Annotated in this window: 19 protein-coding genes and 5 pseudogenes; 11 read left to right on the top strand and 13 right to left on the bottom strand. The window is 56.0% G+C overall.

Annotated elements, in window-relative coordinates; translation table 11 throughout:
* Positions 1-79 precede the first annotated feature (79 nt).
* From QP888_RS06500 to QP888_RS06495, 3 genes are all read left to right on the top strand, one after another.
* Positions 80-1,660 carry a choice-of-anchor M domain-containing protein gene (locus QP888_RS06500; protein WP_284812706.1) on the top strand — a complete coding sequence of 527 codons (1,581 nt, stop codon included), beginning with the start codon at positions 80-82 and terminating at the stop codon, positions 1,658-1,660.
* A 470-nt stretch (positions 1,661-2,130) separates the two neighbouring features.
* Positions 2,131-2,430, top strand: coding sequence for an integrase core domain-containing protein (locus QP888_RS11155; RefSeq protein WP_350338237.1), 300 nt, complete (start codon positions 2,131-2,133; stop codon positions 2,428-2,430).
* 42 nt (positions 2,431-2,472) lie between these two features.
* Positions 2,473-5,556, top strand: coding sequence for an N-6 DNA methylase (locus QP888_RS06495; protein WP_284812704.1), 3,084 nt, complete (start codon positions 2,473-2,475; stop codon positions 5,554-5,556).
* Positions 5,557-5,758: 202 nt separating this feature from the next.
* Here the strand turns inward: QP888_RS06495 and QP888_RS06490 are convergent.
* Together QP888_RS06490 and QP888_RS06485 are read right to left on the bottom strand one after the other, a co-directional pair.
* Positions 5,759-6,479, bottom strand: a pseudogene (locus QP888_RS06490) (IS3 family transposase).
* A gap of 209 nt (positions 6,480-6,688) precedes the next feature.
* Positions 6,689-7,168, bottom strand: a complete 480-nt coding sequence (locus QP888_RS06485; protein WP_284812702.1) for a molybdopterin-binding protein — start codon at positions 7,166-7,168, stop codon at positions 6,689-6,691.
* 229 nt (positions 7,169-7,397) lie between these two features.
* On the opposite strand from QP888_RS06485, the gene QP888_RS06480 reads away from it, so the two are divergent.
* From QP888_RS06480 to QP888_RS06455, 7 genes are all read left to right on the top strand, one after another.
* Positions 7,398-8,723 (top strand): MFS transporter, encoded by a 1,326-nt coding sequence (locus QP888_RS06480; protein ID WP_284812701.1) that lies wholly within the window; start codon positions 7,398-7,400, stop codon positions 8,721-8,723.
* Positions 8,724-8,761: 38 nt separating this feature from the next.
* Positions 8,762-12,520 (top strand): nitrate reductase subunit alpha, encoded by a 3,759-nt coding sequence (locus QP888_RS06475; protein WP_284812699.1) that lies wholly within the window; start codon positions 8,762-8,764, stop codon positions 12,518-12,520.
* A complete protein-coding gene (narH, locus tag QP888_RS06470) occupies positions 12,520-14,112 on the top strand; it encodes a nitrate reductase subunit beta (RefSeq protein ID WP_284812697.1) in 1,593 nt (530 codons plus the stop codon). The genes QP888_RS06475 and narH overlap by 1 nt, the downstream gene beginning before the upstream one ends.
* Before the next feature lie 36 nt (positions 14,113-14,148).
* Positions 14,149-14,982 (top strand): nitrate reductase molybdenum cofactor assembly chaperone, encoded by an 834-nt coding sequence (narJ, locus tag QP888_RS06465; RefSeq protein ID WP_284589758.1) that lies wholly within the window; start codon positions 14,149-14,151, stop codon positions 14,980-14,982.
* Between the two features lie 24 nt (positions 14,983-15,006).
* On the top strand, positions 15,007-15,786 hold the full coding sequence (gene narI / locus QP888_RS06460) for a respiratory nitrate reductase subunit gamma (RefSeq protein WP_284812695.1): 780 nt from the start codon (positions 15,007-15,009) through the stop codon (positions 15,784-15,786).
* A 478-nt stretch (positions 15,787-16,264) separates the two neighbouring features.
* Entirely contained in the window at positions 16,265-16,678 is a 414-nt protein-coding gene (locus QP888_RS11150; RefSeq protein ID WP_350338233.1) for a lactococcin 972 family bacteriocin, read from the top strand.
* An 18-nt stretch (positions 16,679-16,696) separates the two neighbouring features.
* Positions 16,697-17,272 carry a hypothetical protein gene (locus QP888_RS06455; protein ID WP_284812693.1) on the top strand — a complete coding sequence of 192 codons (576 nt, stop codon included), beginning with the start codon at positions 16,697-16,699 and terminating at the stop codon, positions 17,270-17,272.
* A gap of 213 nt (positions 17,273-17,485) precedes the next feature.
* Here QP888_RS06455 and QP888_RS11145 read toward each other — a convergent pair whose 3' ends face one another.
* The 7 genes and pseudogenes from QP888_RS11145 to QP888_RS06435 all read right to left on the bottom strand — a co-directional run bounded on the left by QP888_RS11145 (position 17,486) and on the right by QP888_RS06435 (position 19,606).
* Positions 17,486-17,713 carry an integrase core domain-containing protein gene (locus tag QP888_RS11145; RefSeq protein WP_350338236.1) on the bottom strand — a complete coding sequence of 76 codons (228 nt, stop codon included), beginning with the start codon at positions 17,711-17,713 and terminating at the stop codon, positions 17,486-17,488.
* Positions 17,714-17,827: 114 nt separating this feature from the next.
* Positions 17,828-18,010 (bottom strand): annotated as a pseudogene (locus QP888_RS11140) (DDE-type integrase/transposase/recombinase); the annotation flags it as partial.
* 33 nt (positions 18,011-18,043) lie between these two features.
* Positions 18,044-18,328, bottom strand: coding sequence for an IS3 family transposase (locus QP888_RS11135; RefSeq protein ID WP_502869134.1), 285 nt, complete (start codon positions 18,326-18,328; stop codon positions 18,044-18,046).
* Positions 18,329-18,369: 41 nt separating this feature from the next.
* A complete protein-coding gene (locus tag QP888_RS06450) occupies positions 18,370-18,516 on the bottom strand; it encodes a hypothetical protein (protein ID WP_284812692.1) in 147 nt (48 codons plus the stop codon).
* Positions 18,517-18,550: 34 nt separating this feature from the next.
* Complete coding sequence (locus QP888_RS06445; RefSeq protein ID WP_284812690.1) at positions 18,551-18,700, bottom strand: hypothetical protein; 150 nt, start codon at positions 18,698-18,700, stop codon at positions 18,551-18,553.
* A 73-nt stretch (positions 18,701-18,773) separates the two neighbouring features.
* Complete coding sequence (locus QP888_RS06440) at positions 18,774-19,163, bottom strand: fluoride efflux transporter FluC (protein ID WP_284571063.1); 390 nt, start codon at positions 19,161-19,163, stop codon at positions 18,774-18,776.
* Entirely contained in the window at positions 19,160-19,606 is a 447-nt protein-coding gene (locus QP888_RS06435) for a CrcB family protein (RefSeq protein WP_284812688.1), read from the bottom strand. Before QP888_RS06435 ends, QP888_RS06440 begins: the two co-directional genes overlap by 4 nt.
* 69 nt (positions 19,607-19,675) lie before the next feature.
* On the opposite strand from QP888_RS06435, the gene QP888_RS06430 reads away from it, so the two are divergent.
* Entirely contained in the window at positions 19,676-20,317 is a 642-nt protein-coding gene (locus tag QP888_RS06430; protein ID WP_284812686.1) for a methylated-DNA--[protein]-cysteine S-methyltransferase, read from the top strand.
* 89 nt (positions 20,318-20,406) lie between these two features.
* On the opposite strand, the pseudogene QP888_RS06425 reads toward QP888_RS06430, so the two are convergent.
* From QP888_RS06425 to QP888_RS11125, 4 genes and pseudogenes are all read right to left on the bottom strand, one after another.
* Positions 20,407-20,676: pseudogene (locus tag QP888_RS06425) on the bottom strand (IS256 family transposase); the annotation flags it as partial.
* Entirely contained in the window at positions 20,670-20,855 is a 186-nt protein-coding gene (locus QP888_RS06420) for a hypothetical protein (RefSeq protein WP_284812684.1), read from the bottom strand. The pseudogene QP888_RS06425 and the gene QP888_RS06420, both read right to left, overlap by 7 nt.
* Before the next feature lie 316 nt (positions 20,856-21,171).
* Positions 21,172-21,348, bottom strand: a pseudogene (locus tag QP888_RS11130) (relaxase domain-containing protein); the annotation flags it as partial.
* A 32-nt stretch (positions 21,349-21,380) separates the two neighbouring features.
* Positions 21,381-21,626, bottom strand: a pseudogene (locus tag QP888_RS11125) (relaxase domain-containing protein); the annotation flags it as partial.
* Positions 21,627-21,975 lie beyond the last annotated feature (349 nt).

Below are 21,975 nucleotides of genomic sequence, written 5' to 3'. Positions count from 1 at the left end.
ATTTATTGCCACGAAAACCAGCAACTACCTGGTTAACTACACCAGCAACTTTCTGGGGATGTTTCTTTTGGGAGGAACCATGAAATCCACGAACCACTCGCACCGCAACGGCTGTGTGCGAAACGCCCGTGTGCGCAGTTCGCTTAGCTCACTCAGCCCGTTTAGTTCACTCATCTCACGCCGTTTCTCGAAAACCGCTGTGAGCCTGGGTCTGTCATTGGGCTTGGCGACGGCTGGCCTGGGTGCTGGCGTGCTCGCGCCGTCGGCAAGCGCGCAAATCCACGAAATCTGCACCGCCTCGGAAGGTTGGACCCCAGAGCATAAGATCACGCATGGCCACCAGGACATGACGGTTTTTTCGGAGAACGGATTAGAACCTGCACTGATTGATGATTCTTCCGGAAAGCCGAAGTCCTATAAATCGAGACAAAGTGTGGTGGAAGTATCCAATAACCAGCATGTGAAGCTCGGAGCCTTGGGAATTGCTGGGCTTGCCGACGAAGGTTGGTATTTGCCGCAGACCCAGGAACGGGAAGTTCCTTGGCTGGGTTTTTCCACGATGCATCTCAGCTCTGAATACCTTGCAGAAGGTGAGGAAGTATCGATGAACCTGAACCTGCAGCACGGTCCAGGCCGCATGATTGGCTGGTTACAAGAGGGCCTAGGGGGTAACAAAATTGTCCTGGACTCAGCGAATTCTAATGATGCCTGGCCTATCCCATATAACACGCATGTGCACACCGGATTCGTGTTTGAAAAAGCAGGTGTCTACGAGGTGGGATTTGAATTCGGACTGCCACGGGGCGGAACGCAGACGTTGGAGGTGATGTTCCTGGTCGGTGACTACGACTGTGGCGACGGTGATTCAACGAGTACTGGGACTAATTCGGGTTCGGAGAGCAAAGGCGACAGCGGCGAGTCCAAGACTTTTGGGCAGCATCTTACCGAAGCAGAAAAGGAAATCGCGCAGACGGAAAAAGCAATCTCGGGAATTGAGAACTCGGTGCGGAAGCTCGTATCGCCCATCACCAAGAAAGAGGAAAAGAGCGAATCTAAGCCGAATGGCTCAGACAAGTCTGAAGCGTCCTCAGCGCCGAGTGCTGGTCATGAACCGGATTCCGCGAAGCCTAGGCAGGCCAGCGGAGGAAATGGCGAGAAGAAAAAGCCCATGCCCGCAGGTGGAGGAAATGGCGAAAAGAAAAAGTCTGCGCCAGCTGGTGGAGGTCCAAAGGCTACTCCAGTAACTCCGAAACGTGGCGGGGGAGGAGGCCCAGTCCCAGCCGCGAGCGGTAGCAGATCGAGCAGTGGCAGTTCGGGTGTTCCAGCCAAGGCCCCTACTTCCGCTGGTGGTGGCTCGAAAGCCGCTGCACCCGCAGGCAGCGCACGCGTGGAAGCAGCTCCGCCTGCGCAAGCTGACGCGGATAATCCGGGAGTCGTCGATGGACAGGAGGATGTCCACGGTGACGCAGTAGACGGTGACGCACTAGATGGTGGCGCCGAAGATGGTGCCGCACAGCGTGGTGCGGCGAATGCGAACTATAAGCCAACCTCATCGTCGATGAGTTTCTTTTCGGGCTTGATCCTCGGTATCGGTGTATTTGCCTTCGCATTGGGGATTGGAATTTATGTCGTGATGTGGCGGCGGTCCCGCAACAAATAAGTTGTTAGGAGGCGACTAGCTTGCTGGATCCGGAAGTAACAGGCGGGAGCACAGAGACCCCGGTCTAAACCAGGGGCCTAAGCCAGGGATCTAAATCAGAGGTGTAAATTAGGCCCACACTACGGCGCGCTATTTTGCAAAAACCGCGATTTTTGTAAAATAGCGCGCTATTATTGTCTGTATTCTTACAGCGCTCAGTGAAAGTACAACGCTGATTTAACATAAGGCGCTGATCTAAAGCAGTAACACCGACCCGAAGAAGGCGCGACTGAAGGGCCGGATCTGCGGTCTGAGCTTGTTAAGCGTGAATTTAGGGCATCGGGGCCAGGAAAACTGTGGGTGGCTGATGTTACCTATGTTCGCACGCGGAAAGGCTTCGCCTGCACCGCGTTTGTCGGTGTCAAAAAACGGTAGGTCTTGTTCATCATTCGAACCACGGCTGACAATACGCGAGTACGCAATAAGTCAGCATCGTCTACAACGAGCGGCTAGCCGAGCACGAGATCACTGCCTCTACCGGGACAGTTGGTGATTCCTGTGACAATGCGCTAGCTGAGAATGTCAATGGCTCCTACAAGAACGAGCTCATTGATACCCGAAGGTGGGCAGACATTGTTGAGGTAGAAATCGCGACGTTTGGGTGGGTAAATTGGTGGAACGAAGCAATGCTTCATCAGTGCCCTAGTTACCGCACACCAGAGGAGATTGAATCAGAGTTTTGGAGCAGGCAACCGGCCCGAGAAATAATGGAAATTAAGGCAAATGCCTAGGAACAAAACCCGGGACGTTTCACCTACCCATCTTAGAAAGCCATGGCTACACCACAATCCCTGATCACTCGCCTCGCGTCCCCAGACGCCACTGGACGCACTGAAGCCGACATTCAGTCCGACATTAAGACCCTGCTGACTACCGCCGACTTCGACCTGGACACCCCACGGTTGGAAGAACAAATCGGTGACGGCTCTCGCCGACGAATCGACATCGCCACCGGCGCCACTGTCATCGAAGTGAAAAAACGGCTTACCAATGAGACCGCCGACGCTGACTACATCAACCAACTCGCCGGCTACGTCACCACCCGCATGAACCAAGATGGTTCCCGCTACAACGGAATCCTCACCGACGGGAAAACCTGGTGGCTGTTCGAGCAGTCCCCCGCCGATGGCTCCTTTGCTCGGCGCAGCACCTTCGAACTTTCTCCCGGAGCCACCGGGGTCGGGCTTATTGAATGGCTCCAAGCCGTGTTGGCTACTCGGAGCAACATCGCCCCCACCCACGCCAACATCGAAAGCCTGCTCGGAGCCTCCTCCCCCGCCTACGGCCAGGACGTGGCCTACCTGCTGGACTTGTATGCCCAAGTTCGCACCAACCCCACTGTGGGATTAAAACGCGACCTGTGGGCGCGCCTGCTGCGTAGTGCCCTGGGTACCGGCTTCGATACGGACAACGACAAACTGTTCATCGATCACACTCTGCTAGTGGTTGAAGCCTCTGTGATTGGTCACGCCGTGATGGGGCTTCCCCTCGACGACTTGCTCCAACATCCCGAGCGTCTGCTTAGTGGTGACGAGTTCCGGCAGGCCGGGATCTACAATGTTATTGAGTCCGGCTTCTTCGACTGGATTCTTCTTGCCGAGGGAGGCCAGCAGTACCTCTCCCACATCGTGAAACGCATCCAAATGTTCGACTGGTCAGACATTGACCACGATGCGCTGAAAATCCTCTACGAGTCGGTCATCAACGCCGATGTGCGTAAAGGCATGGGCGAGTACTACACCCCCGATTGGTTGGCAGAAGGTGTCACCGCCAAGGTGCTGGATAAACCGTTGGAACAATCCGCCCTTGACCCAGCCTGCGGATCAGGGACGTTTCTCTTCCAAGCGATCCGGCGGATCATCACTGCTGCCGAAGCCGCCGGGTGGGACTCTCCCACAATCGTCGAGCACGTCCAAAACCATGTTTTTGGTCTCGACATCCACCCCGTGTCCGTGCTTTTGGCTCGTGTGACCTACTTGCTCGCACTCGGCGAGCACCTCCACGAACGTGGGGACGTGTGGGTACCGGTACATCTGGGAGACTCGATGCAGTGGTACCAACCTGGTGACCACGAGGAAAACGTCGTCACCATCAACACCGAAGGTGTTGACCTGGCCGATGTTCAAAACGCCACCTTGTTCTCCATCGCCCGCACCCTGACCTTCCCCCTGAACTCAATGGGCGACACGGACACCTTCGACCAGTTAGTCACCGCCATGACCGACCGGGCGAAAGAACACACCGACCCCACAGCAGCGCACCCTGAGGTTGATCCGATCTTCAAGAAGTTCGGAATCACCCCGAACACCAAGGACTACAGCCTACTGGCGGAAACTTTCACCACCCTCTGCGACCTCAATGCCGAAGGCCGCGACAGTATCTGGGGCTTCTACATCCGCAACCAAGTCCGCCCCCTGTGGCTATCCATGCCCAGTAGGCGAGTCGATGTACTCATCGGTAACCCACCGTGGGTGGCCTACCGGCACATGACCTCCGACCTTCAGGAGAAGTACCGAGCCTTCGCCAACCGCTACAACCTATGGCACGGCGGTGAAGTCGCTACTCAACAAGACCTGGTGGGACTGTTCATCACCCGCAGTGTGGCCAAGTACCTCAACGACGGTGGAACCTTTGGTTTCGTCACTCCACTGGCTGTCTTGTCGCGGAAAGCCTACGAAGGCTTCCGGGCCGGTCGATGGGGGACGTACCTGCGCGGTGAGTTCACCGAAACCTGGGACCTGGAAAAGATGCGCCCACGCGGGTTCTTCCCTGTCCCCTCGGCAGTGGTGTTCGGCACGAGGCATACTTTCCATGATCCCACCAAGAGCAGCGAGGAACCCGCCTGTGGGTTCCCTTCCATCAAGAAGGTGCTGTCAGGCCTGCGAGTCCGCAACGATTGGTCGGCCACCTACGAGGCGTTGACCATCACCGAGGCGAAAAACGTCGAACTGGGCAACGACGCTGGCAACCGCTCCCCCTACAACGACCTCGTCGTCAACGGGGCGACGATCTTCCCCCGCATGCTGTTTTTCGTCGAGGAGCAGACCCAAACAACCTCCCGACTAGGCAGGACGCAGGGAACCACCACGGTAGAGTCCCACCGCACCTCGCTGGAAAAAGAACCGTGGAAGTCTCAACCATCTTGGTCAGCTACCCTGCCCAGCAGGTACATCTTCGACGTTCATCTTGGCTCCACGCTTGTCCCCTTCGGCTTATTGGAGCCGTGGCGGGCGGTGCTGCCCATTGAGCGCCAGCAGTTGATGGACGAGCAACAGATCAACAACGCGGACAACGGTGTACGGGAATGGTGGCGCGACGTATCCCAACGCTGGGAGACCAACAAAACCAAGCAATCCAAGCTGTCCTTGATGGAGAACTTGGATTACCAGCGCAAGCTATCGAAGCAGCTCAACGCCGTCAAATACCGGGTAGTGTACTCCAAGTCCGGAAATTCTCTGGCAGCAGCCCGCGTTACCAAGCCCAGCGTGATTATCGATCACACACTGTATTGGATGCCTGCTAGTGGTGCGGACGAGGCCAGGTACCTCGCCGCGATTCTTAACGCGCCGGTGACAACCGAATTGGTGGCGGCATATCAATCCCGTGGGCTGTTCGGTGGTAGGCACATTGATAAGAATGTGTGGCGGTTGCCGATCCCGAAGTTCGACCCGGCTGATCCACTGCACATGCGGTTGGTTGATCTCGCAGCCGAAGCCGAGGATGTCGCAGCCGGGGTGGACGCGGGAACCTACGGTTTCCAGAAGCACCGTCGACTTGTGCGCGACGCGCTCGCCAAGGCCGGGATTGCCGAGGCAATGAACGCGGCTGTGAAAACCCTTCTGGGCGAGAGTGACTAGAATATAAGGGGGTGGCAGCCTGCAGAGCTGCCGCCAGGGGCGGGGCGCTCGACGCAGACGACCACTATTCGAGGAGACTTTGGAGCTAATCCCTCAACCCCAATGAGCGTCGCGCCAGGCTCGAAGCAGTCAAAGAACTAGCCCCCAACAAGAACACGACGCCGCACAAGAACGCTGAAGCGTACTGGGTTTAGTTCCGCTTTTACGACCCCGTGTTAATGGGTTCGGTGAAATAATATTCGGTTTCTAATTCTTGCGGGGTGGCGTAGTCCAATGCTTCATGAAGCTGCTTGGTGTTCTGCCAATGCACCCACAGCAAGGTGGCGAGCTCGACTTCTCCGACCGACGCCTGCAGGCCTTGAGCATGTATCAGTTCCGCTTTGTAGAATCAGTACGCGTTGTCGAACGTGTGACAACACCGACAATCGTGCGACTCTAGACGTCAGTGACAAACGCGGTGTAGCCGAATCCTGGCTGGGCACGAACATGAGTAATCTCAGTAACCCACAGCCGCCGAGGGCCTGGGCACGAAAGTTTCGTTGAACCAGGCCTGGGCGATGATCCGGTGCCTTCGGGCTGATCGTGGTTAGGGGTTCGTCCACGTCTGCGGCCGGAAACACCTGCTAGTTCCATGAGACGGGCGGTCTTGTCGCGGCCGATATGAAAACCTTCACGGCTCAATTGCGTGCCACATTGTGCGGAGACCTCAGACCGAAAGTTTTCTGCATGTATGTGTTGATGTAGGAAATCATGTGGTTGTGGGGTAGTCGAGGTACCAGGCCCGCAACGTAGGGTGTGGGATACACCCACAGCTCTCCGACTTCCTCGTAGGCGCGGTGCAGCAAGCACGATTCCAGACCGAGCATTTCAACAATGTGATGGACTGCTTTCTCCTTGAACTCGACGAAATATTTTCTAGGCATAGCGTTCAATCCTTGCGTAGCTGAGGTAGGAACTAAACCCAGGACGCTTCACTTCCACAGTGGCGTCCGTATCGGGTAGAGCTAGAAGAATCCCTCGACGAGAAGCGCGTGCAGCTTCTTAACGTGGAAGACAGGCTCGGGGAAGCAGAATTCTCGGATTACAGGAAGTCTAATGCGACGGCGGTAGTTTGTTACCCCAGCCGTCGGCTTTAGTTTGTGCAATCTTGAAAAATATCCGGTAGGAGCGGGAAGACTACGGATAGTGTGTCGCTGACCGCGCCGGACGACGACGCACAGTTGATAATCAGACTCCCGCCGCCGTGCTCGGTCATGCCGATGATCCCGCGGGACAAACCTGCTTTGGGCGAGGATTTCATACCGCGCAGTAGCACTTGTGTTTCTAGGCCGTGCAACCGGGCGCTGAGGTATTTTTCCGTAACTTCTGGCGTGAAGTTGGTAGCACCAATGCCGGTGCCGCCGATGACGATGATGATTTCACAACCATCCGCGAGAGCCTTTTTTATAGCATCACCGACGGGGGCGTAACCTTCCGCTACCACCGTGGAATCGTGCAATTGCAGCCCGTAATTTTTAATAAAATCCTGCGCGATTTCACCGGATTTATTTGTTTTACCTTTTGTTAAAATCCGGTCGGAACTGACGATGATGGCAGCTAGTTTTATACCCATATTTCGCCTCCAATTTCTTGAAAATGGGCGGTGACAAAAGTCATAGTGGAATGTTATTTCCCCAGCTTAGGGCTACCTTAAGTACCCTACCTGCAGGATTGTTCGTTATGCGAATTACGCAAGATTTGTGTGTCGTAATTTAATAAAAATTTAGCTGTTTCGGGTTTCCTTGATCGATTCATATGCCACTAAATTGAGGGACATAGGCCCTACGACTAATGAGGATACAATGACTACTCTCGATACCTCAGGCAAAGTTATCCAGGGATGGGATCCAGAAAAATCTGATCACTGGGACTCCAAAATCGCCTGGCGGACACTGTGGATTTCCACTTTCGTTCTTATCATTGGCTTCGCCACGTGGTACCTGGTCTCCGCAATTGCTCCACAGCTTAATGCAATCGGATTCGACCTGACCACTGCTCAGCTTTATTGGCTGACCTCCATTCCAGGCCTGGCCTGCGGTTTGTTCCGCCTGTTCTTTATGTTCATGCCGCCCATCATGGGTACCCGCAAGTTGGTCTGGGTTTCTTCTCTGCTGTTCATTATCCCGATGCTCGGCTGGTTCTTCGCCGTGCAAGATACCTCCACTTCGTACTGGTGGCTGCTGGTTTTGGCCTTCATGTCCGGTGTGGGTGGCGGCGTGTTCTCCGGATTCATGCCCTCGACCGGCTACTTCTTCCCGAAGCGCCTGTCCGGCACCGCACTGGGCCTGCAAGCAGGCATCGGTAACTTCGGTATCTCATTCATCCAACTGGTTGCCCCTTGGTTGATGGGATTTACCCTGCTGGGTGTCGGTTTTGTCGCACCGCAGCGTACCGGCGACGGCCACATCTTCGTGCACAACCCAGCGATCTTCCTGGTCCCATGGGCCATCGTTGGCGCAATCTTGGCGTTCACTCTGTTGAAAGACGTTCCGATTGAGGCGAACTTCCGCCAGCAGATCGACATTTTTGGCAACAAAAACACCTGGATTCTCACCATCGTCTACATGATGACCTTCGGTGGATTCGCGGGCTTTGCAGCCCAGCTGCCGCTGCTGATCAACCAAACCTTCGGTGCTGGTTCGGATTTTGCTGGGCAATTCGAAGATCTGCCGAATGGTGCTACCTTCGCCTTCCTTGGACCACTCATTGGCGCCCTGGTTCGCGCAATGTGGGGCCCACTCTGCGATAAATTCGGCGGTGCCATTTGGACGTTCATCGGATGTCTCGGAATGACGATCTTCACCGTCGTCGCCACATTCTTCCTGACGCCTACCCACCCGGATCAGATGTGGTGGTTCTTAGGCTCGATGCTGGTGGTTTTCTTCTTCACTGGCTTGGCTAACGCCGGAACTTTCAAGCAGATGCCGATGATCCTGCCGAAGCGGCAGGCTGGCGGTGTGATCGGTTGGACCGGTGCCACGGCAGCTTTCGGACCATTCATCGTCGGTGTCCTGCTTTCGATGCTGGCCCCAACGGTCTTCTTCATCGGCTGCGTTGTGTACTTCTCGATTACCACGGTGCTGGTCTGGATCTTCTACGCCCGCCCGAACGCACCGTACCCAGGATAAAGCGCCGTATACAGGATAAACAGGAGCATATTACCCCCATGACTACGACTACTTCTGATTCCCACGCATCTGGTTCTTCTGGTTCCCCAAAACCGAATCCGCTGTTTAAGCTTGGTGCCTACCTGCGCAAAGGTGAGGCCACGGAGTCCGGCCAACAGCTGTTCTTAAAAGGCGGCCGCCAAGCGGACGTTTTCTACCGTAACCGGTGGGCCTTCGACAAGATGGTCCGTTCCACCCACGGTGTGAACTGTACTGGTTCCTGCTCGTGGAAGGTCTACGTCAAAGACGGCGTGATCACCTGGGAATCCCAGGCTGTGGATTACCCAACCACCGGCAACGACATGCCAGAATATGAGCCCCGCGGCTGCCCACGTGGCGCGTCGTTCTCCTGGTACACCTACTCGCCAACTCGTGTGCGTTACCCATACGCACGTGGCGTGCTCGTCGACATGTTCCGTGAGGAAAAGAAAAAGCACGGCGATTCCGTGCTGGCGTGGCGCGCGATCCAAGAAGACCCAGAAAAACGCCGCGCATATGTTTCGCAGCGCGGCAAGGGTGGCTTGATCCGCATTTCTTACGAAGAGGCCATCGACATTGCTTCGGCGGCACACGTCTACACCATCCGTAAGTACGGCCCAGACCGCATCAACGGCTTCACCGTTATTCCGGCCATGTCGCAGATCTCCTACGGCGCCGGTATGCGCTTCTTGCAGTCCATCGGCGGCGTCGCCCTGTCCTTCTACGACTGGTACGCCGACTTGCCACCGGCATCGCCGCAAACTTTCGGCGACCAGACCGACGTCCCAGAATCCGGCGACTGGTACAACTCGTCCTACCTGATGATGTGGGGCTCGAATATCCCGGTCACCCGTACCCCGGACGCCCACTTCATGGTGGAAGCCCGCTACAAGGGCACCAAAGTTGTCGTGGTTTCCCCGGATTTCGCGGACAACACCAAGTTCGCTGACGAATGGGCCCGCATCCAACCAGGCACCGACGCCGCGCTGGCGTTCGCCATGGGGCACGTCATCCTCAAGACCTTCCACGTGGACCGTCAGGAGCCGTACTTCCTCAACTACATGCGGAAATACACTGACTCGCCATTCTTGGTGGCTCTGGACAAGCGTGACGACGGCACCTACACCCCAGGTAAATTCCTGACCGCCTCGCAGGTCACTGATGACACCCTGAAGGAATCACCCAACGCGACCCACCGTGGCTTGGTCATGGAAGAAGACGGCCGCGTTGTTGACCCAGGCGGCACGGTTGCTGACCGCTGGGATATGGAATCGTCGAAGTGGAACCTGGGCTTGGATCATGCCGACCCGGTCATGTCCATCGCCGAAACCGATCAATTCGACACCGCGGAGGTGCTGTTCCCACGTTTTGACCTGGACACCAACCCAGAAGACGTCGGAACCGGCAAACCAATCGGTGCTGGTGTCGTACACCGCGGCGTGCCAGTACGCGAGGTTGATGGCAAGCTCGTCACCACGGTATTCGACGTCATGCTTGCGCACTATGGCGTGAACCGTGAGGAACTCAACCTGCCAGGATCCTGGCCAACAGATTTCCACGACGCCAACGAAGTAGGCACCCCAGCATGGCAAGAAGGCCTGACTGGTGTGGCTGCGGAAACCGCCATCCGCATCGGCCGCGAATTCGCGCAGAACGCCGCTGATTCGCAAGGCCGTTCGCAGATCATCATGGGTGCGGGCGTGAACCACTACTTCCACGCCGACAACATCTACCGCACCTTCTTGGCACTGACCTCTATGTGCGGCACCCAGGGCGTCAATGGTGGCGGTTGGGCACACTACGTCGGCCAGGAAAAACTGCGTCCGATGAATGGTTGGACCCAGTGGGCCATGTCTGCTGACTGGCAGCGTCCACCGCGCCACATGATCACCACCGGCTTCTACTACTTCGCCACCGAGCAATACCGTTACGACAACTCGCGGGCATCCCACCTGGGCTCGCCACTGGCCAACAACGACGCCATCGGTGACAAGATGGTCTCCGACACCATGGCAGAAGCCATGCGTCGTGGCTGGATGCCGGCCTACCCGCAGTTCAACCGCAACTCGCTGTTCTTGGCCGACGAAGCCGACGAAGCCGGCATGGAAGTCAACGATTACGTCGTCCAGCAGCTAGAAAAAGGCGACCTGGAGTTCTCTTACGACAACCCATCGGCAGAAGAGAACTGGCCACGCATCCTCATCAACTGGCGTACCAACCTGCTGGGCTCTTCCGCGAAAGGCACCGAGTTCTTCTTGCGCCACCTGCTGGGCATCGATTCCGATGCCAACGCGCCGGAACTGGCAGAAGAAGATCGCCCGCGCACCATCAAATGGACCGATGACGTGCCCGTCGGCAAGCTCGATCTGATGATGACCGCCGATTTCCGCAACACCTCGACCACCCTGGTCTCGGACCTGGTGTTCCCTGCGGCCACCTGGTACGAAAAACACGACATGTCCTCGACGGATATGCACCCGTACCTGCACTCGTTCAACGCTGCCATTAACCCACCATGGGAGGCACGCACCGACTTCGAGATCTTCCGCGATCTCGCCGCCGACCTGTCGGACAAGGCCACGAAGTGGCTGGGCACGCAGCGCGACGTCGTCACGCAGCCAAGCCACCACGACAGCCCCGACGAGCTGGGCATGCCAAACGGTGTGGTGCCGAACGTCGAAGAGCAGGGACTGATCCCGGGCGTGACCATGCCGAAGCTGCACGTCGTCGAGCGTGATTACACCAAGATCTACGAGAAGTGGACCCACCTGGGCCCATTACCTGCCAAGGCGGGAACGGGCGTGCACGGTACCAAGTTCAACGTCGAAAAGCAGGCCAAAGAGCTTGAGCTGATCTGCGGTACCTCGGAAACTTCCATGGGTGAGCTGGTGGACCTGTCCAAGGACACCAAGGTCATCGACGCGATTTTGCACCTGTCTGGTGTGTCCAACGGTGAGCTGGCGAAGCAGGGCTTCGAGTTCCTCTCGTCGCGCACCGGCAAGGACCTCACCCCACTGGGTTCGGCCGACGAAGACGTGCGCATCACCTGGGACGACATTAAGGAACGCCCGAAAGAGGTCATCACCTCGCCGGAGTGGACCGCCGACAAGCGCAACAAGCGCCGCTACACCGCGTTTTCCATCAACGTGGAATTCGACAAACCATGGCACACCGTCACTGGCCGCATGCAGTACTACATCGACCACGACTGGTACATCGACTACGGCGAAACCCTGCCGATTTTCCGCCCACCGCTGGATCACGTGCACATGCACGGCGAATTCGCGCCGGGCACGGAACTGACCAATGACCGTGGCGAAGCCGAAGTCACGCTGCGTTACTTGACGACGCACAACAAGTGGTCGATCCACTCGCAGTACTTCGATAACCTGCACGTTTTGTCCATCTCGCGTGGTGGACAGGTCGTGTGGATGTCCAACAAGGACGCCGAGAAGATCGGCGTGACCGACAACGACTGGGTCGAGGTCTACAACCGCAACGGTGTGGTTTCTGCGCGTGCCATCGTTTCCCACCGCATCCCGGAGGGCACGATGATCTGTAACCACGCCCAGGAACGCACCGTCGGCACGCCGATCAACGAGCACACCGGCCGACGCGGCGGCACGCACAACTCGCTGACCCGCATTTCCATCAAACCGGTACACATTGCTGGCGGTTACGGCCAGCTGACCTACCACTTCAACTACATCGGCCCGACTGGCAACAACCGCGATGAGGTTACTCGCGTCCGTCGCCGTTCACAGGAGGTTTCCTACTAATGAAAGTCATGGCCCAAATTTCCATGATCATGAACCTGGACAAGTGCATTGGCTGCCACACTTGTTCGGTGACCTGTAAGCAGGCATGGACCAACCGTGAAGGCACCGAGTACATCTGGTTCAACAACGTCGAGACCCGCCCGGGTCTGGGCTACCCACGCACGTGGGAGGACCAGGAGAAGTGGAAAGGCGGCTGGGAACGCACCAGTTCTGGCAAGCTGAAGCCGAAAGCCGGTGGACGCATCAAGAAATTGGCAACGCTGTTCCACAACCCGAACTTGCCGGAGCTCAAGGACTACTACGAGCCTTGGACTTACCAGTACGAAGATCTGATGGGTGCGAAGGCTGGGCAGAAAACGCAGCCAACCGCAAAGCCGGTATCGCAGATCGACGGCCGCGACATCAGCAAGATTGAATGGTCGTCCAACTGGGACGATAACCTGGGTGGTTCCACCGCAACCATGGACGATGACCCGATACTGCACAACATGAACCTCGAGGTGAAAAAGGAAATCGAGGATTCGTTCATGTTCTACCTGCCGCGTATCTGCGAGCACTGCATGAACCCGACCTGTGTTTCCTCGTGCCCATCTGGTGCGATGTACAAGCGCACCGAGGACGGCATTGTTCTGGTGGACCAAGACCGTTGCCGTGGTTGGCGCATGTGCGTTTCCGGCTGTCCGTACAAGAAGGTTTATTTCAACCACAAGACCGGTAAAGCCGAGAAATGCACCTTGTGCTACCCGCGCTTGGAGGTCGGCCAGCCGACGGTCTGCTCCGAGACCTGCGTGGGCCGTCTGCGCTACCTGGGCGTGATTCTTTACGACGCCGACCGCGTCGCTGAGGCCGCTGCCACCGAAAACGAGCAGGATCTGTTCGAGGCGCAGAAGTCCATCATGCTGGATCCGCGCGACCCAGAGGTGGTGCGTGCTGCACAAGCAGAGGGCATCCCGCACTCCTGGATTGATGCTGCCCAGCAGTCGCCGATCTACGATCTGATCTTCAAGTACGGTGTTGCTTTGCCGCTGCACCCGGAGTACCGCACCTTGCCTATGGTCTGGTACATCCCGCCGCTGTCCCCAATCGTCGACAGCGTGACTGCTTCCGGTAACGACGGCGAGGATCACAAGATCTTGTTCTCGGCTTTGTCGAATATGCGCATCCCGCTGGATTACCTGGCTGGTTTGTTCACTGCGGGCGATACCGTGCCGGTGGAGAAATCCCTGCGCCGCCTGGTGGCTATGCGTTCCTATATGCGCGATATCAACCTGGGCAATGAGCCGCAGGAAGAAATTGCCCAAGCCGTCGGCATGACCGGCAGGCAGATCGAAGAAATGTACCGTTTGCTGTCGATCGCGAAGTACGACGACCGTTACGTCATTCCGACCGCTTCTCCGGAAACCCCATGTGGCATTTCCAACCTGGACCCATTCGGCAACGTGGACCCAGCAAAGGCCTCCGAGGACGTATTCCACGACCTGGGCATGGGCGCACCGGAAGCCTGCACCAGCAGTGCTGCGCAAGGCGGCAAAGTCTCGCTGTTGTCGTGGAGCGGTGACCGCCCCGATGCGATGTTCCCTCCGAAAAAATAGGGAAACTAGGGAATAGGGAAGAAGTAGGAGCAACCCTTGAGTATCTTCGACAAACTGCGCAAACGCCCGACGACTCCGTCGACGAAGCCGAAATTTGCCGCCGCGCCTGCCGACGACGCCGTCGCCGGCTACGGTACCCCGGCTGGTATCGGCACTATGGGTGGCGCCAAGGACGTCGAGCGAACCCTGCGTGCCCACACCGGTAAAGTGCCCACCGAGTTCATTGCCCCGGTGGAGGTCACCGAAGAGCAGCGACGCATCACCGCGATGGCGGTGTCTGTGTTGCTGAACTACCCGGGCGAGGACATCATCGATAAGCTCGCCGCTGTCGAAGAGCAGGTAGACCAGCTGCCGTTGGCGATTGCCACGGACTTCGTGAACTTCGCGGAATGGGCCCGCAGTGTGGGCCCGCGTGCGCTGGAAGAACACTACGTGGAAACCTTCGATCAGCGTCGTCGTTGCGCGTTGTTCCTTTCCTACTACGCCGTGGGCGATACCCGCCAGCGGGGCATGGCGATTTTGTCATTCCGCGAGCAGCTGGAGGCACTTGGTTTTCAGATCTCCGATGACGAACTGCCAGATCACCTGTGCGTGGTGCTGGAAGCCATGGCGATGACCGAAGGCGAAGAGCACGAACGCGCCGTGGAAATGGTGGCCAGCCACCGCGAGGGCATCGAGGTGCTGCGGGCGGCGTTGAACCAGGCGAGCTCGCCGTATGTCGCGCTGATCGTCGCATTGTGCAAGGCGCTGCCGCAGGTTGATGCAAAGACTGCGCAGAAATACGTCGATTTGATCCGTACCGGGCCACCCGCAGAGATGGTCGGTATCGCGGATTTGCCGTTCCCGACCACGCAGCCGGGCGTTGTATAACTAAAATTGATTAAGGACCACACCATGTTTGATAACTTCCTCTGGGGCGCGTTCCCGTGGTTAGCGATTGTGGCGTTTGTCGTCGGTATCTTCTGGCGTTGGCGCTCGGACCAATTCGGCTGGACCACCCACTCCTCGCAGATTTATGAATCCAAGCTGCTGCGTCTATCGTCGCCGCTGTTCCACTGGGGCATGGTCTTCGTGATCATCGGCCACCTGATGGGCCTGGCTTTCCCGAAGTCCTGGACTCGCGCCGTCGGCATCGACGATCACGCCTACCACCTGATCGCGACCATCCCCGGCTCGATCGCCGCGTTGGCCGTGTTGCTGGGATTTGCCGGCCTGCTCTACCGTCGTTTGAAGAACCGCTCGGTGTTCTTGTCGACGTCCACCTCCGACAAGGTGATGTACATTTTCTTGGGCGCGGCGCTGATTTCCGGTTCCTTCGCGACGTTTACGCTGCAGTTGTTCGACCTAGCCGGTACCGGTGGATACGACTACCGCGAAACCATCTCGCCGTGGTTGCGTCAGCTATTGATTTTCAATATTGAGCCGGAGCTCATGGCTAACGCTCCGTGGCAGTTCAAGGTGCACGTCATTGCTGGTTTCACGCTGATTGCCGTGTGGCCGTTTACCCGCCTGGTGCATGCATTCTCCGCGCCGGTGGGTTATACCACTCGTCCGTACGTGCTGTACCGTTCCCGCGATGAGCGCACCACCCCGATGCGTTCCAATACCGCGTGGGAGCCGATCCGTTCGCACCGCGAGCAGTTGGAAGGTGAAACCCCAAGCCACGGTGCTTAGGTTTCCCGCGGGTCTAGCCATTTGATGCAATACGCTGCTACGGCAGCGACTGCCGCCAGTCTGGTGCTCAATTGCGAGCATGAGGGCTGGCGGTTTTGCGTTGGCGGATAAAAGTGCTTTCTCTAGAGACGCACTTCGGTCTTTTCCTCTATATAAACTCAAAGAGTGTCAATTTCTCAATATCACCCCGTATTTAGAAATCCCGGTAAAGCGCTAGGTCTATTGGTAGACAAACGATAATATGGTTAGCTCAAAGCATTTGGAGATCAGGAATATTTGGGGGTCAGGCCCCATCAAAATTATATGCATTCTACAATAATTATGAATAGCGGAATCCCATCGCAGCTCAAGTCATTTGATGATAGATTTAAAGTGTCACTTAGTTACTTGATTGACAGCTGTTCGAATGGCCTACTAGGCCTTGCCCCCAGTTCCGCTCAAATACAAGGAGACTCGCATAAAACGCACGCTCAAGGTAGTGCTTGCATCCATCGTGGTTGCTGGACTAGTCCTTTCAACTCCCCAAGCTATTGCCCAAGAAAATCAGTCCGAACCATCCATCCCTTATAGTTTCGAACGAATTTTAACATGGGATGAAGAGGGGAACCCCACTTCGGGGGTTGTGACTTTTGATGTGGGCACCACAATCATGAAACCTCGGGCCACGGAGAATGTCGGCGGTGGCACCTGGACCTATGGGAGCCGTTACACATCTGACGGTTCCAAGGTTTGCACGTCTAAATACATGCACAAGACAAAGACCCACACCGCCACGGCTAGTATGGGTACCAAAACTAGCACCAGGACTGCTAAGCCTGGGAGCTGGGCTTCCGCTAGTGTGACAGGCGGTATCTCCGCGGGTGTCTGCAACGCCTACTGGTCCACCCAATAGGTTCTTTCGTTAGGCCTCATGAACAGATTCATTCTTCCAACAGCCTGCCTAGCCATCGCCGTGGGTTATGCAATTTCCCATGCAACATCAACAGCTATGCTCGAAGGGCAGGCGAACGGGCTACTTTTCTCACGCAATCTAGTGGGGCAAATCATGGGATCGGCGTCTTTATGGATAAGCTGTGCATTTCTGGCAGGAAAATCCATATCGGGCAGAACACTACTCTCACCGTTCGTCGGAGTATTTACACTCCTTTCTATGTTGGCAGTCCACTATGCGACGGGCGCGCTTCTCGGATTTTTTTCATCTAGTATTTTTTCTGATAACCAGATTTGGTTCCTCGCTTCATTGCCTGCAGGAATGATATTTGGCTTATTAGGCTATTTATCGAATAGAATCCCTTTGCTTAGCTTAATTCTTGCATTGTGTTTCTTAACTGAGCCTTTCGTAATTGGATATATACCTGGGTTGAAATCTCTTCCCTGGACAACTGTTCTCGCCGGCCAGATTGCCGGAATTTCCTTGATAAGTGTAGGTATTCTTATTGTTTATATAGCCTGTAAGGAAGCCATTAAGGGTGGTAGAAATGGGTAACATACTTATATAAGGGTTTGCTCCGAGCAATCTTGGGACGTAGCGGAACAACTGGCTGCAACCTTCTCTGTAATAGTTACAGATGATGAAATTCAGTACGATTTCCCAAGGGGTATTACAGTCGTGCAAGAGGATGAAGATTTACCTGAATTATCCCCTCTAAGAGAGGTTTATCGTGTTTTCGACGTCAGTGAAGTACCCCGAGTTTTGTTCCTAGGCATTTACCTTATTTTCTATTATTTCCCGAGACTCATCTTGTTCCCAAAACTCGCTTTCAACCTCGACCGGGGTGCGGTACCCCAAGCTTTGATGCAGTCTTGTCTCGTTCCACCAATTCACCCACTCGAATGTCGCGATTTCTACCTCGATAACATCATCCCACCTGCGAGTATGAATCAGCTCACCTCTTGTAAGAACCGTTAACGTTTTCAGCCAAAGCATTGTCATACCAGTCACCAACTGTCCCGGTGGAAGCAGTGATCCCGTGCTGGGCACCTCGCTTGTTATAGACCACGCTGACATATTGCGACCCACGATTCGAATGGTGCACCAAACCTATCGTTTCTTCAGCGCACTTGGGTTGCCTGGTTGAGAGTGTGCTGCGGCACAGCCTGAAGTGCGCATCGAGTCTGATAACGCCCACCCAACGATCCGTCTGGAGTAAACGTCGGTGACAAACGCGGCATACACAAAGCCTTTCTTCGTGCGTACATACGTAATGTCAGCCACCCATAACTTGTTTGGTGCTGTGGCACTAAATCCGGGCGCACATCAGGCATGTTGAGGTGAACGGGTTGTGATAGGTGACCGGCCTTTGCCAGAAACACCGGCCAGACGCATCAGCCGGGCGGTGTGCTCTTGCCCGATATCGATTCGGTCACGGCGAAGAGCATGCCACATTTTCCGCACACCGTAAACACCGTAATTATCCCGATGAGCAGCACTAATGCGTTCAACCAGCACAGCATCACGAAGACAACGAGCACTTAATCCACGGGCCTTTAACTGACGATAACCACGCGAGGTGATAAACCCACCAGTCCGGTTATTCTTCAACGTCGTACAAATGAACTCGGGCAGTGAAACGATCCCGGTATTCAGCGATGAATCGGATCATAACCGAGGTTTTGGGCCTGGTCATGAGGCGAAAAAGCCGAGGCAGCCTTCAGCAGCTCATTAGTATCGCGTAGCTCTTGATTTTCACGGCGCGGCCTCGCGTTTTCGGCGGCCAAATCTTCAGGCACAGGTTCTGGGATGGTTCCCGAACGGCGAGCAGGCTTAAGTCCATTGACGAGCCGTGTGCCATGAAACCCCCAACTTTGGGGCTACTGCTTGGCACGCAGCCTGCATCGACATATTTTCCGCCAAGATGCGGTCTTCCACGAGACAGACCACACGGTCCTTTGGATGCTGGTCATTTTTGGTCATGCTCCAGGTTTTCGAGCTACTCAAACGGAACAAAACCTGGGACACTTCAATCCTGATTTTCAGGTCTATCTTGTCAGACTGCCATGCCCAGCAACCATCCCAGCCAGACTGCGCCCAGTCCGCCGAGCACCGTGAACACGGTATAGAGGCTCAAGCGGATCCACGCCCGTTCGTAGGTCAGATTCCCCAGTTCGCGGGCCAGGGTTGCCAGGGTTGAAAGCGCACCGCAAAAACCTGTACCAAAAGCGATTTCCCAATACGGCAGGTGCACGAGCGCGCCCAGATCGACGCGCGCCAGCATAATCCCGAGTGCGAAACACGCCAGCATATTAGAACACGCGGTTCCGGTGTAGCGGCCGCGCAGCTTGCTCAACAAGCCACGTACCAGACCGCCAGCAAAGGCACCGGCGGCGACGGAAGCCGTCGACAAGAGTGCTTCGGCGAGGCTGATATCGAGATTCATTCGCTCTCACCGTCCTTGCCGCCTGCAGCGCCTTCAGCGGCACGGAAATCTGGGTTTACGCGCGGGTTCGTCTCCGGGTGCGTCCAGGGCCCATGGGTGAGCACGAAGTGCGTCATTTTCTCGCGCAGATCCAACACGTTGCGCAGCTGATCGCCGCCGAGCCAGCAGATCGTGCAGGCAATGATAATCCCGGCGACGTAAAACACCTGGTGGCTGCCCAATTCTGTGAAGGCGAGCCCGACGAAGGCGGAATACGTCGAAAAGCCGCCCAGCATGCCAGCACCGCCAAACGGGCCGGGTGCGAGATAGCCCATCAGGAAACAGGCGATCATGTCGAGTACAGCGACGGGAAACAGCTCTTCACCGAAAATCGCGAGGGTAACGAACCGGGCGAGCGCACCAATGGCGGCACCGATCCCGATCACAAAGGCCTCGCGAAACACACCGCTGATACTACCGACGACGCTGCTACAGGCGGAAATGCTGCCAGCAGATCGCCCTAGAATGGGTTTATGAACGATTCCCAGTCGCAGATGCGGGATGCGCATAGTAAAAATTCGCCTGCTGGAAAGACACACGGCGGCGTGCAACACGCGAGTTTTTCCGCGCCGGGTAAGAACCCGGTTGGTGAGGTAGTGCTGGTTGCTACTGCCGACGGGCTAGTCGGGGTGTATTTCAGTGGTGGTAAGCATGTGCCAGATATTGCGGAGTGCGGGCCACGGTGTGAACTGGAAAGCGCAGCGGACGGTGGCGACAACAGCGATGAAAGCATCCGCCGGATACTGTGCCAGGCACGGGCAGAATTAAGCGAGTATTTCGTCGGCAAGCGTCAGGATTTCACGGTGCCTTTGGATTGGGTGCATGTGGCAGCTGAGTCCAGCGAGTTTTCGGTGCAGGTCTGGCGGTTGTTGCAGGGGATTGCGTATGGTGCGACCACGACGTATGGTGCGTTGGCGCGTGAGATGGGCAATGTGGGGCTATCGCAGCGGGTTGGGCAGGTGGTGGGGCGGAATCCGTGGAGTGTGATTGTGCCGTGTCACCGGGTGCTTGGTGCCGATGGTAGCTTGACCGGTTATGCGGGAGGATTGGACCGAAAGCGTTGGTTGTTGCAGCATGAAGAGCCAAGCGCGGCGGAGGCCGGGCGGTTGTTTTAGTTGCTTAGGGCAGTTGGAGTGTGGTTTAACCGTTGTTTGAGCAGGATCTTTCGGAGAGCGCGTCAAGTTATTTGTGTGTGGGGTTAGGTTTATAGATATTTGTTGAAGCGGTCGGGATAGACCACTGCCATCTGGTTGCTGGCTTGTTTCCGGCCGGAAACTCGGGCTGCTTCCATGAGCCTGCCTGCTGTGGCTGAGACTCGTGTGCCTTGCTTCGCCGTCTTTGCGGCTTGTTTGTTTTCACTGTTGCAGATCATCAACCACAGCGTTGTGAGCGTTGATTCATCGTTGGTGAACTGCATCCTGTTGCGGGTAGCTTTTCGCAGTTCATTGTTGAATGATTCAAATGAATTCATTGTAAGGTGGCTTGGCCGTGGGCTCGTCTTTGGCGGTGTACATCTTTTTCAGCGTTCAGTTCTGTGGTAATCGGGGTTTGCAACATGACCCGAACTAGGTCATAGGCATCCGTCGTAGACGTGGTTAGGTCATCAATGAGTTCCGCGATTTCAGGGTTAGCAAGCAGTTCTTTTTCCATCACATCAATCTTGGCCGTATCCGCTTAGATCTCGTCGTGCCACAGTAGTCATTCTGGTTCATCTCCTCATGCAGGTTGGGACCTCATACACAAACCATCAGACACTGTCACCAGGCTCGCAACGTGTGGTGGGATACGCCAAGGAGTTCGCCGACTTCCTCGTAGGCGTGGTGCAGCGAGCACGATTCCAGACGGAGCATTTCAACAATCTGATGGACCGCCTTGTCTTTAAACCAGACTGACTACTTTCTAGGCATAGTGACCAATCCTTCCTTAGGTGAGGTAGAAACTGAACCCAGGACGCTTCACGGTGCTTGTTGTTGACCAACACATGCGGATGACTCGCGCGCGAGGCCAGGCGCTCGTACCGTACACCACACAGACCGAACAGATCATCAATGATCATCTCTTTGGGACTAGCCGAATCAGCACGACGAGTATAGCCAGCGTGCGGCTCCAAGTACTGCAACGCAGCAGCAACTGCCTCGTCATGCGCCGCATCCGCCGCCGCACCCTCTCGTCGTCAGACAGCTCCCACAATAAGGACACGCTTTTCGGAGCACAATACGTCATATCGTAACCCGGCGCACCACGATCTCCAGGTGCGCGACCTAACTGTTGTCCACCTGGCGCTTGCGCATTGTAGAACCACCGAATGACATCTTGACCCTCCACAACCCGACCGTTTTTCACACCATACGTACGGTCCAACATTGGCTCAGCTTCGGGCAAAAAGCTCACAACCCATGCGCACGCAGGCTGACGTCCATCGTCGGAATAGTAAGCCTGTACTCCACGGTTTCATGACTGTCGACTCGTAATAGGTGAAAGATTCAGAGTGCAGTTTCGGCAGGGTAATTACGACTTTTTTGATACCTCCAACCACCGCACCATGAATACACCGGTCAATATCGAACGCTTACTGCAAATGTTCCCCCCAGAGTTCTCAGATGCTCTATCGGCGTAACGAGGGGCGGGAGACCATCTTCGTAGCCAAGCGGCGAGTGTCCGCACAGGGGTAAGAGACAATAAGAAATTGATAATCATGAGGTTACCCTCGTTTAGTGGACACCCGATTAATGCGGATCTTGTGTCCGTAAGAGAGGATGCTCATTGTGAGTCA

Source organism: Corynebacterium sp. MSK297, assembly GCF_030232885.1.
Taxonomy (GTDB): Bacteria; Actinomycetota; Actinomycetes; order Mycobacteriales; family Mycobacteriaceae; genus Corynebacterium.
The sequence above is the reverse complement of the archived record's forward strand: the minus strand, read 5'-3'. Positions and strand labels throughout refer to the sequence as shown.

What these genes read in the sequence shown, in the direction of transcription:
- QP888_RS06500 (WP_284812706.1), top strand. Translation starts at nt 80, where the DNA reads ATGAAATCCACGAACCACTCGCACCGCAACGGCTGTGTGCGAAACGCC.
- QP888_RS06495 (WP_284812704.1), top strand. Translation starts at nt 2,473, where the DNA reads ATGGCTACACCACAATCCCTGATCACTCGCCTCGCGTCCCCAGACGCC.
- QP888_RS06485 (WP_284812702.1), bottom strand. Translation starts at nt 7,168, where the DNA reads ATGGGTATAAAACTAGCTGCCATCATCGTCAGTTCCGACCGGATTTTA.
- QP888_RS06480 (WP_284812701.1), top strand. Translation starts at nt 7,398, where the DNA reads ATGACTACTCTCGATACCTCAGGCAAAGTTATCCAGGGATGGGATCCA.
- QP888_RS06475 (WP_284812699.1), top strand. Translation starts at nt 8,762, where the DNA reads ATGACTACGACTACTTCTGATTCCCACGCATCTGGTTCTTCTGGTTCC.
- narH (WP_284812697.1), top strand. Translation starts at nt 12,520, where the DNA reads ATGAAAGTCATGGCCCAAATTTCCATGATCATGAACCTGGACAAGTGC.
- narI (WP_284812695.1), top strand. Translation starts at nt 15,007, where the DNA reads ATGTTTGATAACTTCCTCTGGGGCGCGTTCCCGTGGTTAGCGATTGTG.
- QP888_RS06455 (WP_284812693.1), top strand. Translation starts at nt 16,697, where the DNA reads ATGAACAGATTCATTCTTCCAACAGCCTGCCTAGCCATCGCCGTGGGT.
- QP888_RS11145 (WP_350338236.1), bottom strand. Translation starts at nt 17,713, where the DNA reads ATGCTTTGGCTGAAAACGTTAACGGTTCTTACAAGAGGTGAGCTGATT.
- QP888_RS06445 (WP_284812690.1), bottom strand. Translation starts at nt 18,700, where the DNA reads ATGACCAAAAATGACCAGCATCCAAAGGACCGTGTGGTCTGTCTCGTG.
- QP888_RS06440 (WP_284571063.1), bottom strand. Translation starts at nt 19,163, where the DNA reads ATGAATCTCGATATCAGCCTCGCCGAAGCACTCTTGTCGACGGCTTCC.
- QP888_RS06430 (WP_284812686.1), top strand. Translation starts at nt 19,676, where the DNA reads ATGAACGATTCCCAGTCGCAGATGCGGGATGCGCATAGTAAAAATTCG.